The 12,213-nt window shown below is 59.7% G+C and carries 15 protein-coding genes; 11 read left to right on the forward strand and 4 right to left on the reverse strand.

What is annotated here, in order from left to right:
* Positions 1-56: 56 nt before the first annotated feature.
* On the reverse strand, positions 57-1,376 hold the full coding sequence (gene miaB, locus ACR0IK_RS16995) for a tRNA (N6-isopentenyl adenosine(37)-C2)-methylthiotransferase MiaB (protein WP_480642391.1): 1,320 nt from the start codon (positions 1,374-1,376) through the stop codon (positions 57-59).
* A 120-nt stretch (positions 1,377-1,496) separates the two neighbouring features.
* Here miaB and ACR0IK_RS17000 point away from each other — a divergent pair, with 120 nt between their 5' ends.
* On the forward strand, positions 1,497-2,360 hold the full coding sequence (locus ACR0IK_RS17000; protein WP_480593719.1) for a hypothetical protein: 864 nt from the start codon (positions 1,497-1,499) through the stop codon (positions 2,358-2,360).
* 7 nt (positions 2,361-2,367) lie between these two features.
* On the opposite strand, the gene ACR0IK_RS17005 is transcribed toward ACR0IK_RS17000, so the two are convergent.
* Positions 2,368-3,165: a phytanoyl-CoA dioxygenase family protein gene (locus tag ACR0IK_RS17005; protein WP_480593723.1), complete on the reverse strand. Its 798-nt coding sequence runs from the start codon at positions 3,163-3,165 to the stop codon at positions 2,368-2,370.
* A gap of 87 nt (positions 3,166-3,252) precedes the next feature.
* On the opposite strand from ACR0IK_RS17005, the gene ACR0IK_RS17010 reads away from it, so the two are divergent.
* Positions 3,253-4,143 carry a LysR family transcriptional regulator gene (locus tag ACR0IK_RS17010; protein WP_480642393.1) on the forward strand — a complete coding sequence of 297 codons (891 nt, stop codon included), beginning with the start codon at positions 3,253-3,255 and terminating at the stop codon, positions 4,141-4,143.
* A 2-nt stretch (positions 4,144-4,145) separates the two neighbouring features.
* Here the strand turns inward: ACR0IK_RS17010 and irrA are convergent, their stop codons facing one another.
* Positions 4,146-4,562 (reverse strand): iron response transcriptional regulator IrrA, encoded by a 417-nt coding sequence (gene irrA / locus ACR0IK_RS17015; RefSeq protein ID WP_480642395.1) that lies wholly within the window; start codon positions 4,560-4,562, stop codon positions 4,146-4,148.
* A gap of 188 nt (positions 4,563-4,750) precedes the next feature.
* Between irrA and fabA the strand changes: the two genes are divergently transcribed.
* The 4 genes from fabA to ACR0IK_RS17035 are packed head-to-tail and all read left to right on the forward strand — an operon-like array spanning position 4,751 to position 7,563.
* Positions 4,751-5,260: a bifunctional 3-hydroxydecanoyl-ACP dehydratase/trans-2-decenoyl-ACP isomerase gene (fabA, locus tag ACR0IK_RS17020; protein ID WP_170326986.1), complete on the forward strand. Its 510-nt coding sequence runs from the start codon at positions 4,751-4,753 to the stop codon at positions 5,258-5,260.
* A 31-nt stretch (positions 5,261-5,291) separates the two neighbouring features.
* Positions 5,292-6,521 (forward strand): beta-ketoacyl-ACP synthase I, encoded by a 1,230-nt coding sequence (fabB, locus tag ACR0IK_RS17025; RefSeq protein WP_480593732.1) that lies wholly within the window; start codon positions 5,292-5,294, stop codon positions 6,519-6,521.
* Between the two features lie 5 nt (positions 6,522-6,526).
* Positions 6,527-7,318: an enoyl-ACP reductase FabI gene (locus ACR0IK_RS17030; RefSeq protein ID WP_480593734.1), complete on the forward strand. Its 792-nt coding sequence runs from the start codon at positions 6,527-6,529 to the stop codon at positions 7,316-7,318.
* Positions 7,319-7,377: 59 nt separating this feature from the next.
* Positions 7,378-7,563 carry a hypothetical protein gene (locus tag ACR0IK_RS17035; protein WP_480593736.1) on the forward strand — a complete coding sequence of 62 codons (186 nt, stop codon included), beginning with the start codon at positions 7,378-7,380 and terminating at the stop codon, positions 7,561-7,563.
* A gap of 23 nt (positions 7,564-7,586) precedes the next feature.
* On the opposite strand, the gene ACR0IK_RS17040 is transcribed toward ACR0IK_RS17035, so the two are convergent.
* Positions 7,587-8,015: an FKBP-type peptidyl-prolyl cis-trans isomerase gene (locus tag ACR0IK_RS17040; RefSeq protein WP_480593738.1), complete on the reverse strand. Its 429-nt coding sequence runs from the start codon at positions 8,013-8,015 to the stop codon at positions 7,587-7,589.
* A 127-nt stretch (positions 8,016-8,142) separates the two neighbouring features.
* Between ACR0IK_RS17040 and ACR0IK_RS17045 the strand changes: the two genes are divergently transcribed.
* The 5 genes from ACR0IK_RS17045 to ACR0IK_RS17065 are packed head-to-tail and all read left to right on the forward strand — an operon-like array spanning position 8,143 to position 12,209.
* Positions 8,143-8,829 (forward strand): haloacid dehalogenase type II, encoded by a 687-nt coding sequence (locus ACR0IK_RS17045; protein WP_480642396.1) that lies wholly within the window; start codon positions 8,143-8,145, stop codon positions 8,827-8,829.
* Entirely contained in the window at positions 8,829-9,656 is an 828-nt protein-coding gene (locus ACR0IK_RS17050; protein ID WP_480642397.1) for an alpha/beta fold hydrolase, read from the forward strand. The genes ACR0IK_RS17045 and ACR0IK_RS17050 overlap by 1 nt, the downstream gene beginning before the upstream one ends.
* Positions 9,653-10,627, forward strand: a complete 975-nt coding sequence (locus ACR0IK_RS17055) for a threonine ammonia-lyase (RefSeq protein ID WP_480642398.1) — start codon at positions 9,653-9,655, stop codon at positions 10,625-10,627. Before ACR0IK_RS17050 ends, ACR0IK_RS17055 begins: the two co-directional genes overlap by 4 nt.
* 58 nt (positions 10,628-10,685) lie before the next feature.
* On the forward strand, positions 10,686-11,474 hold the full coding sequence (gene pcaD, locus ACR0IK_RS17060; protein ID WP_480593748.1) for a 3-oxoadipate enol-lactonase: 789 nt from the start codon (positions 10,686-10,688) through the stop codon (positions 11,472-11,474).
* Between the two features lie 12 nt (positions 11,475-11,486).
* Positions 11,487-12,209, forward strand: coding sequence for an alpha/beta fold hydrolase (locus ACR0IK_RS17065; protein ID WP_480642399.1), 723 nt, complete (start codon positions 11,487-11,489; stop codon positions 12,207-12,209).
* The last annotated feature ends 4 nt before the right edge of the window (positions 12,210-12,213 follow it).

A 12,213-nucleotide genomic window follows, 5' to 3' on the forward strand; every position in this document is an offset into this window, starting at 1 on the left:
GTTAAAAATTGAAACAAGTGCTGACTATGGCATTATGACAGCACCAGTCGATCAGGTCAGATCATTGCCCCCGCCAGCGAATTTGTTCCCGAACCGGTGATCTGAACATCCCTAAGCTCTCCGACGGCGACGTCTGCATCAGACACATGAACCGAGTGCAGATATTCGGATTTTCCGACCATTTGCCCGGGCAGGCGACCGGATTTTTCGAACAGAACGCTAACCCTTCGCCCAACCATTGCATCCTGAATTTCCCGCTGATGCTGCGTGATCAGGGCCTGCAGACGTTGCAAACGGTCATCCGCCGCCTGCGGATCGACCTGAGGCCGCTCAGCCGCGGGCGTACCGGGGCGGGTCGAGTATTTGAAGGAATAGGCATAGCCGTATTTGACTTCTTCGACCAAATCCATCGTTGCTTGGAAATCTTCTTCGGTTTCCTCGGGAAAGCCGACGATGAAGTCACCGGACATGACGATATCGGACCGCGCCGCACGGATACGCTCGACCAGACGCAGATAGCTTTCCGCCGTGTGGCTGCGGTTCATCCGTTTGAGGATTTTGTCCGATCCCGACTGCACCGGCAAGTGAAGATACGGCATCAGCTTTTCGCAGGTTCCATGCGCCTCGATCAGGTCATCGGCCATGTCATTGGGGTGCGAGGTGGTAAAGCGGATGCGCTCCAGCCCGTCGACTTTGTTCAACTCCCAGATCAGACCGGCCAGCGTCATGTCGCCGTTCGGACCCGAGCCATGATAGGCGTTCACGTTCTGACCCAGCAGAGTGATCTCGCGCACGCCGCGCTCCACCAGATCTTGGGCTTCACGGATAATGCGATCCGCCGGGCGGCTGACTTCGGCACCACGGGTATAGGGCACCACACAGAAGGCGCAGAATTTGTCGCAGCCTTCTTGCACGGTCAGAAACGCTGTCGGGCCACGCTTGGCCTTGGGGCGGTTCTTCAGTTTCTCGAACTTGTCTTCTTCGGGGAAGTCCGTGTCCAGCGCCTTGGCGCCAGTGCGGGTCTTTGCCTCCATCTCGGGCAGGCGGTGATAGCTTTGTGGGCCCACAACCAGATCGACCAAAGGCTGACGACGCATGATTTCTTCACCCTCGGCCTGCGCAACACATCCAGCCACGCCGATCTTCAGATCAGGCTTTTCGGCTTTCAAACCCTTGAACCGGCCAAGCTCGGAATAGACCTTTTCGGCAGCCTTTTCCCGGATATGGCAGGTGTTGAGCAAAATCATATCCGCTTCATCGGGGCTTTGCGTTTCCACGTAGCCCTGCCCGCCCAACGTCTCGGACATGCGCTCGCTGTCATAGACGTTCATCTGGCAACCATAGGTTTTGATGTACAGCTTTTTGGGTTCTGACATGGGTATGGCCTTTGCGTTCGCGGGATCGGCGTCATCTATACCCTACGAACGCCGCTTGCAATGCCGGGGCGGATACCCGATTTTGACCGAAGATTCCAGCAAAGTGGAACCGGACAGGTAATGCAATACGATTCACTCGACGTTTTCCTGAACTCAGGCAAATCGGCGCTGGCCAAAGGCCCGGTCGCCCTGATCTTTGCCGAGGACACGGTCGAGATCGACAGCACGATCCGGCATCATCTGCACCTGGGGTTCAAATCCGTGATCGCCTTCATGCCGCAGGATTTTGCGCTGGACCCGGAGTTGTCCGAACGCATTCACCGCGTAACGCTAACCTGCGTGCCCGGCGCGATCGTGTTCGACACCATCAACAAAATCATACAGGCCGCGCCCGGCATTTGGATGTATTACTGCTATAACGCCGAATACCTGTTCTTTCCGTTTTGCGAGACGCGAACGGTGGGCGAATTGCTGGCCTTTCACGCCGAAGAACGCCGTGACGCGATGCTGAGCCATGTCATCGACCTCTATGCCGATGATTTGGATGCCTTTCCGAACGGAGTCGCCCCGGACCGCGCGATGCTGGACGGCACGGGCTATTACGCCCACACCCGCCACGACGCCGAAGGCCACCCGGTCGAGCGGCAGTTGGACATGTCGGGCGGCCTGCGCTGGCGGTTTGAGGATCACATTCCCTATGAACGCCGCCGTATCGACCGGATCGCCCTGTTCAAATCCCGCAAGGGTCTGGAACTGCGCCCCGATCACACGTTCAACGACCCGGAATACAACACCTATTCCTGCCCGTGGCATCATAATATGACGGCTGCCGTATGCTCATTCCGGGCGGCCAAAGCGTTGAAAACCAACGCCGGATCGACCTTCGACATCCCGAGTTTTTGCTGGCGCAACTCAGTGCCGTTCCAGTGGACCTCTGGTCAATTGCTCGACCTTGGCCTGATCGAATCAGGCCAGTGGTTCTGAGCCGCGACTAGCGCTGCAGCAGCACCGGGAACCAATCTTCGCGCAGGCGCTGGCCGGGGGTCATGTCATGCCCCAGAAACGGTGGAGATGTCCGGCCCGGACGTTCCACATACCGCGCATCATCGCCGACCAAACGCAATGAAAACGCCCTGCGGCGGCTGTCGGAGTGATTCCCGCGCGCGCCGTGCAGCGTGCGGTAGTTGAATGCCACCGCGTCGCCCGGCTCCATCTCGAATTCCACAACCTTCATACCTTCGGCATCCGGGTCGGGGACTGGGATGTACTGGCCTTCGTCCGGGAAAAACCCCTCCTCCGACACCCAGCGGGTTGGCAGAACCTCTTTCTCCCACCGGTGCGAGCCCGCCACGCAGCGCAGCGTTGCCTGTTTCACCGGGTCCAGCGGCGACCAGAAGCTGATCGTCTGCTGCCCTTCGACAAAGTAATACGGCCCGTCCTGATGCCACGGGGTCGCCATCGAGGTGCCCGGTTCCTTGACCAGAACGTGGTCGTGGAACATTTGAACGGTCTGCGATTGCATCAGGTCCGCCGCGACCTCGGCCGCCGGAGAGTTTTCGATCACCTCGCGAAACTGATTAATCCGCGACCAGTTGCAGTAATCGTCAAAGAACAGGCCGGTTTCGCCTTGCTTCTTGTTGTCCGACGCGTAAGGCCCAGGCTCGGCCATGTTGGCAGCGACGCCTGCGCGCAGGGCCTCGACATGGTCGGCAAACAGCCCTTTGATCAGGACAACGCCGTCCTGCTGATAGGTGTCGATCTTCTCTTGCGTGACCAGAGGGTGCGTCATGTCTATCTCCGTACCGTGGGGTTGGGTGATGTGGACATGGGAAAGCCCTCTGTTCAAGTCATATCTTTCAAAGATACACTTAACTTCATGTTATATATCTCGCTGCGCCAATACGAATATGTCTGCGCCATCGGACGGCATGGCAGCCTGTCCGCCGCCGCGTTACACCTGAATGTCTCGCAACCGGCGCTGTCCAACGCACTGACACGGGTCGAGGACCAACTGGGCTATTCCCTGTTCGCCCGTCGGCGCGGAGCAGCGATGGCGCTGACCCCGCAAGGGCGCAGCTTCATTGAAGAGGCCGAGGTGTTGCTTGCCAGCGCTGCCCGGTTGGAAAACGCTGCCGAAAGCAGCGCGGGCAATGCGCGCTTGCGGTTAGGCTGTTTCGTTGATCTGGCCCCGTTTCTGCTGGCCCGCGCCCTGCGACAGTTGCGCGCCGAGATGCCGGATGTGGCGGTGTCCTACCGGGTGGACAGTTTCGAGGGCCTGATTTCCGGCCTGATCGACGGGCGGATCGACCTCGCGCTGACCTATGGGCTGAGCATGGACGCGACGTTCACTCGACACACCTTGTTCGCCAGCTCTCCGCGCGCACTTTTGTCGCCGGATCACCCTTTGGCCACAAACAGCCAAGTTTCCCTGAAGGATCTGGCCGCTCACCCGCTGATCCTGTCCGAGGAAGGGTTGTCCGCCCAGCATGTGCTGGGACTGTTTCGTCAGATCGGAGAAAGCCCAATGGTGGCACACCGCGCGGCCTCCTTGGAGATTCAGCGCAGCCTTGCGGCACATGGCGAAGGAGTCGCGATCAGCTATGCCAATCCACCCGCTGACATCAGCTATGACGGAATGCCGCTGCTGAGCCTGCCTGTCTCGGATCCGTTCGCAGCCGAACCCGTGGTGCTGGCCCGACATGGCACAGGACCCACCGACGCGCCAGTTGCGATAGCGGAGCGTGCGTTAAATGAAATCGTGACGTGAGGTTACTTTTTTCGCAGACGGATCACGACATCGACCGAGGCGATCTCAACGCCTTCGGGGGCCTCGGGCAGGCGCTGAATTACCAGCTGGTCTGAGGGCGCATCGCTCAGGCGGCTCTCGTCTTCCCAGTAGAAATGGGGATGATCGTGAGTGTTTGTGTCGAAATAGCTTTTCGACCCGTCCACCGTGATTTCCTGCAAGACACCAGCCTCGCAAAACGCGCGCAGGGTGTTGTAGACAGTCGCAAGGGATACGGCATCACCGTTCATTTTTGCAGATTCAAACAGGCTTTCCGCCGTGACGTGGCGATGACGGCCGTCGCCGACCAAAAGTTCGGCCAGAGCCATGCGCTGACGTGTCGGACGCAATCCCGCGTCGACCAACCAATTCGTGGCTCTGCTCTGGCTTTGAGGTGTCATGAATCCGAAACCCGTTTGTTGCTGACATATATATAAGTGCTCAGGTCAGGTAATTTCAAATGAAATTCATTCGCAAAGAATGTCCTGAACACAACATGATGTGGGCGACCGCTCTTGCAGGACCTTGCATACGGGTGCTAGGTGAGGCCAGATTAAAGAAACGGACCCCTGGCAGGAGAGGCGGCAGAATGGCCCAATTCCCGAGCAGCTTTGACAAGGACGATCTGCTGAAATGCGCCCGAGGCGAATTATTCGGCCCCGGCAATGCGCAATTGCCTGCCCCGCCGATGCTGATGATGGATCGGATCACCGATATCTCGGCCGATGGCGGCGCGCATGGAAAAGGTCACGTTCTGGCCGAGTTCGATATCACCCCGGACCTGTGGTTCTTTGACTGCCATTTCCCCGGCAACCCGATCATGCCCGGTTGTCTTGGACTGGACGGTCTGTGGCAGCTGACCGGCTTCAACCTGGGCTGGCGCGGCTGGCAGGGTCGCGGCATGGCCGTGGGCGTGGGTGAAGTAAAGCTGACCGGCATGGTGCGCCCGGACCGCAAGATGCTGACTTATAAAATCGATTTCAAAAAGGCGATCCAGACCCGCCGCCTGACCATGGGTGTGGCGGATGGTATCGTCGAAGCGGACGGCGAAATGATTTACGACGTCAAAGACATGAAAGTCGTTCTGTCCGAAGCCTAAGCCGGACCGGCCTTAAATAAGGAGCACGCACATGCGTCGAGTAGTTGTCACCGGTCTGGGGGTTGTCTCCTCTATCGGGAACAATGCCGAAGAGGTTCTGGCCTCGTTGAAGGCCGGCAAGTCCGGCATCGAGGCCAATGAACAGATGGTCGAACATGGCTTTCGCAGTCAGATCGCGGGATCGCTCAAGATTGACGTGTCCCAGCATGTGGACAAGCGTACCCTGCGCTTCATGGGACCCGGTGCCGCCTATGCCCATATCGCGATGAGCCAGGCGATCGCCGATTCTGGCCTAACCGAAGAGCAGGTCGTGAACCCGCGCACCGGTCTGGTTGCCGGGTCTGGTGGTCCGTCGACCAGTGCGATGCTGACGGCGCATCAGACTGTGCTGAAAACCGGCGCGACCAAACGGATCGGGCCATTTGCGGTTCCGAAATGCATGTGCTCGACGATTTCCGCGAACCTGGCGACCGCGTTCAAGATCAAGGGCATCAACTACTCGATCACCTCGGCCTGCTCGACCTCGCTGCACTGTATCGGCAATGCGGCAGAGCAGATCATGCTGGGCAAGCAGGACGTAATGTTTGCCGGCGGCGGCGAGGAACTGGACTGGACCCTGTCCTGCCTGTTCGACGCGATGGGCGCGATGTCCTCGAAATACAACGACGCGCCGGAAAAAGCCTCGCGCGCGTTTGATCAGGATCGCGACGGGTTCGTGATCTCGGGCGGCGGCGGTATCGTCGTGCTGGAGGATCTAGACCACGCGCTGGCGCGCGGCGCCAAAATCTATGCCGAGGTCACCGGCTATGCCGCCACCTCGGACGGACACGACATGGTGGCCCCCTCGGGAGAAGGCGGCGAGCGTGCGATGCGTCTGGCGCTGGCAACCGTACCCGAAGGCCGCAAGGTCGATTACATCAACGCCCACGGCACCTCGACCCCGGTCGGAGACGTTGGCGAGGTCGAAGCTGTGCGCCGCATCTTCGGTGAAGGCAACGTGCCGCCGATTTCTTCGACCAAGTCGATGACTGGCCACGCGCAGGGCGCAGCCGGCGCGCTCGAAGCTATCTTTTGTCTGCTGATGCTGGACAATGACTTTATTACTCCGTCGATCAATGTCGACACACTTGCCGAAGGCATCCTGCCCGGTGAAATTGCAACTCAAGTGGTTGAAAACGCAGGTCTGGACAGTGTCATGACCAACAGCTTCGGCTTTGGCGGCACAAACGGGTCCATGGTTCTGTCAAAGTATAACGGGTGAACAAGATGTCGGAACTTCTCAAGGGCAAACGCGGCCTGATTATGGGCGTGGCCAATGACCGCTCGATCGCGTGGGGAATTGCCAAAGCCATGCACGAAGCCGGCGCGGAACTGGCTTTCACCTATCAGGGTGAGGCATTCGGCAAACGGCTGGAGCCGCTGGCCCAAAGCCTTGGCAGCGACTTCATGGTGGATGCCGATGTCACCGATGACGAGTCGCTGGACCGCGCGTTCAGCGAATTGGGCGCGCGCTGGCCGACGATTGACTTCGTGGTCCATGCCATCGCCTTTTCGGACAAGTCCGAACTGACCGGCCGGTTCCTGAACACCTCTCGGGCGAACTTCAAACACTCGATGGATGTCTCGGCCTATTCCTTTATCGAGGTTGCGCGCCGCGCCTATCCGCTGATGAAGGACAATGGCGGCACGCTGCTGACGCTGACCTACCAGGGGTCGAACCGGGTTGTTCCGAACTACAACGTCATGGGTGTGGCGAAGGCTGCGCTGGAATCGGCTACACGCTATCTGGCAAACGACCTTGGCCCCGAAGGTATCCGCGTCAACGCCATCTCGCCCGGCCCGATGAAAACGCTGGCGGGCGCAGCCATCGGCGGCGCACGCAAGACCTACAAGTTCTGCGATCAGAACGCACCGATGCGCTCGAACGCTACCTTGGAGGCCGTCGGCGGCACCGCCGTTTACCTGGCTTCTGATGCTGGTGCCTGCACGTCGGGCGAGGTCATTCGCGTCGACGGAGGCTTCCACGTTCTGGGTATGCCGCAGCCCGATCACATGTGACCCGATCTTTCCCTGCCCGCGCCAAGATTTCACCATCTTTTGCGGGCACGGATAGCGACATGAGCAAAGCAGAACATATCCTCTCGAACACCACTCGGGCATCCCGGCGCAAACAGGGGTTTCTGGGACAACGCGGTCGTATCGCGTTGCTGGCCTTAACCATGCTGCTGATGCTGTTTGTGTTCTTTACACAAGCAGATGTACGCGCAGCATTTACATCCTGGACCAGCCTGATTTCAGGCTGATCCAACGCACTGACACGCTGCGGTCAGTTGATTGAGACGACCTCAATATCGAATATCAGGTCCTGACCGGCCAGCGGGTGGTTTGCGTCCAGCGTTACGGTTGCCTCGTCAGAATCCACCACCGTCACTGGCACGGCCTGCCCATCGGGCGTTTGCATTTGCAGCTGGGTGCCGGGTTCCAGCGGGATATCGTCCGGGATGCCTTCGCGCGGGATTTGCTGGCGCGCTGCAGGATTGATCGGGCCATAGGCATCCACGCAAGCGATCTCGACCCGCTTTTTCTCACCCACGGTCAGACCGGGCATCGCCGTGTCCAGCCCGGGAATGATCTGGTCTGACCCTACCACGAACTCCAGCGGATCGCGCCCTTCGGAACTGTCGAAGACGTTGCCGTCCAACAGTGTGCCTGTGTAATGGATGCGAACTGTGTCGCCTTGCTTGATCTCGGTCATTGGTGGCCTCCGGCCGTTAAGGGAATAAGCGGTCAAGCCTAGGGTGTGACACGTCATTGTAAACCCTTCCCCCTTTTGTGTTTGCAACTCTTGTGCCACCCTGCGCGCGACTGAGGGAGGGGTTCTGATGCCAATCACCACATGCGTATTTGACGCCTATGGAACGCTGTTCGACGTCGCCGCCGCAGCACGCCAGGCCGCCGCTGAACCCGGGTTCGAAAAATTGCAGCAGAAATGGCCCGAGCTGGCCAATCACTGGCGGCTGAAACAATTGCAATACACCTGGTTGCGCGCGATCACTGACGCCCACGCCGATTTTTGGGATGTGACGCAAGACGGGCTGGACTGGGCGCTCGAGGCCACGGCGCTGGACGGAGACCCAACTCTGCGTCAGCGTCTGTTGGACCTGTATTGGGAATTGCAGGCCTACCCTGAGGTTCCCCAAATGCTCGCAGATCTGAAAGTCGGAGGACTGAACACCGCGATCCTGTCCAACGGGTCGCTGCCCATGCTGGATGGCGCGGTTCAATCGGCTGGGATTGGCGATGTGCTGGACGACGTGCTGTCGGTCGAAAGCGTTGGTGTCTTCAAACCCCATTCCAGCGTTTATGACCTGGTGCAGCAAAAGTTTGGCGGTGAACGCGATGAGGTGCTGTTTGTCAGCTCGAACGGTTGGGACGCTGCGGGTGCCAGTGGCTATGGTTTCGTGACCGCCTGGGTCAATCGGGCAAAAGAACCAATGGACCGCTTGCCATGGACACCAACGCATGTACTGTCCGACCTGACGGCGATCCCTCAACTGGCTGGACTTTAATGGCTTTCTTCACAACTTCCGATGACAGGCGCCTCTACTATACCGACACCGGGTCAGGGACCCCGGTATTGTGCCTAGCCGGGCTGACCCGCAACAGCCGGGATTTCTCGTTCCTCGCGCCGCATATCACCGATCTGCGCATGATCACGATGGATTACCGAGGGCGCGGGCAGTCGGCGTTCGACCCGGACTTCATAAACTACAATGTTCTGCGCGAGTCCCATGACGCGATCGAGTTGCTGGATCATCTGGGGCTGGATCGCGTGGCTGTACTGGGCACCTCGCGCGGCGGTCTGATCGCGATGGCTCTGGCGGCCAGCCATCCTGAACGCTTGGCTGCTGTTGTTCTGACGGATGTGGGCCCCGTGATCGAGACCTCGGGCATGGCCAAGATAATGGATTATGTCGGCCGACAGCCGATGGCGAAAACCTATGACGAAGCCGCTCAAACCCTGCAGCAGGTGATGGAGCCGCAGTTCCCCGGCGTCCCCCTCAGCCGTTGGCGGCAACAGGCCGAGATTCAATACGAGCAAACCGAGGACGGGCTGGCCCTGCGCTATGATCCCGCCTTGCGCAAGGCCCTGCTGGATCAGGCCGCTGCCGGGGCTATCCCGGATATGTGGATGTTCTTCGAGGCGCTGCACGACATCCCGACCGGGGTCATTCGAGGCTCGAATTCAGATGTGCTCGGCAAAGACACGCTGACCGAAATGCACAAACGCCATCCCGGTCTTATCTCAGTAGAAGTTCCGGATCGCGGGCATGTTCCGTTTCTGGATGAACCGCAATCACTCGACCTTATCCGCAAGGTAGTGGACGCCGCATGAGCACGCTGGAAATGATCGAAGCCGCCGCCGCGCGGCTGAAGGGCCACGTTCGGGAAACACCCCTGCTGAGTTCGCCCTTTCTGGACGAGCTGGCCGGGCGCCGGGTGCTGGTGAAGCCCGAATGCCTGCAACATACAGGCAGCTTCAAGTCTCGCGGCGCGTGGTCCGCGATCTCGGCGTTGGATGAAACCGACCGGCAGCGCGGCGTGATCGCCTATTCCTCGGGCAACCATGCGCAGGGCGTGGCCTATGCCGCCGCACAGCATGGGATTTCGTCGGTGATCATCATGCCCTCAGACGCGCCACTGCTGAAGATCAACAACACCCGCGCGCTGGGGGCTGAGGTGGTTCTGTACGACCGCGCCAACGAGAGCCGCGAAGAAATTGGTGAAGCACTGGCCGCAGAGCGCGGCCTGACCCTGATCCGCCCCTATGATGAGCCGCAGGTGATTGCAGGTCAGGGCACCACCGGCCTGGAGCTTGCCCGACAAGCCGCAGAGGTGGGTGTTGAACAAGCCGACGTGCTGGTCTGCTGCGGAGGCGGCGGATTGACCTCGGGGATCGCTTTGGCGCTGGAGGGGCACGCGCCCGGCCTGCGCGCCCGCCCCTGTGAGCCCGAGGGTTTTGACGACGTCAAACGTTCGCTGGCGACAGGACAAATTCAGAACAACAGCGCGGCTTCGGGGAATATCTGTGACGCGATCCTGACGCCGCAGCCGGGGCAGATCACCTTTCCGATCCTGAACCGCCTGTGCGGGCCGGGCCTTTCGGTCACCGAAGAAGAAGCGATGCGGGCCATGGCGCAGGCATTCCTGCGTCTGAAGCTGGTGCTGGAACCGGGCGGTGCGGTGTCGTTAGCTTCGGCCCTGTTTCGCCGTGATGAAATCGATGGCGATGCGGTGATCGTTGTGGCATCAGGGGGAAATGTGGACCCCGAAGTATTTGGAAAAGCACTGGAATTCCTGACCTGACATGGATCAATGATTGGGTCACAGTAATGTCTTAACGTATGACGGCGGGGATTGTGTCATGCAAATCTTGGATATTGGCGAAGTGCAGTTGCACTACCGGGTCGATGGTGACCCGGAGGGTGCGCCGATCGTTTTTGCCAACTCACTGGGCACCGATCTGCGCCTTTGGGACGCCGTACTGCCCCACCTGCCTAAGGGCCTGCGGATCATCCGCTATGACAAGCGCGGGCACGGGCTGTCGTCGCAGCCCCCGGCCCCCTATTCCATGGGTGCACTGATACGCGATGCCGAGGCGCTGTTGGATCATCTGAATGTGCGGGATTGCGTTTTCGTCGGCCTCTCCGTCGGCGGGCTGATCGCTCAGGGCTTGGCGGTGAAGCGGTTAGATCAGATCCGCGCACTGGTGCTGTCAAACACCGCCGCCAAGATCGGCATCCCCTCGATCTGGCAGGATCGGATGGATGCGGTGCGTCAGGGCGGTATCGAAGCGCTGGCCGATGCAACGATGGAGCGATGGTTTTCGAAGAAATTCCGCGCCTCGCCCGATCATCTGCTGTGGCGAAACATGATGGTGCGGCAGCCGGTCGACGGGTATCTGGGCTGTTGCGCCGCGATTTCAGGCACGGATTTCTACACCCCCACCGGCGGCCTGCGCCTGCCCACACTGGGGATTGCGGGCAGCGAGGATGGTTCTACACCGCCGGATCTGGTCCGCGAGACGATCGAATTGATCCCCGGCTCCAGATTCGAACTGATGCGCCGGGCCGGCCATCTGCCCTGCGTCGAACAACCGGCGGAATACGCGGCCCTGCTGCGGGACTTCCTGGCAGATATCGGACATATTTGAAGGAGCGTGACAATGGCGGATTTTCTGTTGGTCCATGGGTCCTGTCACGGCGCTTGGTGCTGGCGTGATCTGATGCCCGCGCTTGAGGCTCTGGGCCATTCGGCACGCGCCATCGACATGCCGAGCCACGGCTCAGACCCGACGCCGATTTCCGATGTCACGCTGGATGGCTGCAGGGATGCGGTGCTGTCGGCCTCGACCCCGCAGACGGTGATCGTCGGCCATTCCTGGGGCGGTTATCCGATCAGCGCAGCTGCCGAAGCTGACCCCAAGGCCATGCGTGCTCTGATCTATCTGTGCGCCTATGTCCCGCAGGATGGTCTTTCCATGGTTGAAATGCGCCGCCGGGCCCCACGTCAATTGATCGTCGATGCGGTTGAGAAATCCACCGACGGCCTGTCCTACACGGTCAGACCAGAAAAAGTGCACGACCTTTTGTACCACGATTGCCCGCCAGAGATCGTACCGTTTGCATTCGCGCGTCTGTGCCCGCAGGCGATTGCACCGCAAGAAACCCGGCTGTCGTTGTCCGAGAATTTCGCACGCGTCCCCAAGGCTTATATTCGCGCCACGGACGACCATACAATCCCGACGGAATATGAAGAAGAGATGGGCCACATCGCCCCCGATGAGTTGCGCGCGACGATTGAAAGTTCTCATTCTCCGTTCTTCTCGCACCCCCGCCATCTGGCCGAAATTCTGGACGATCTAGAACAGAAGCTGCCTGCAACATAACCAA

The sequence above is a fragment of the Ruegeria sp. BF7 genome, from assembly GCF_056538605.1.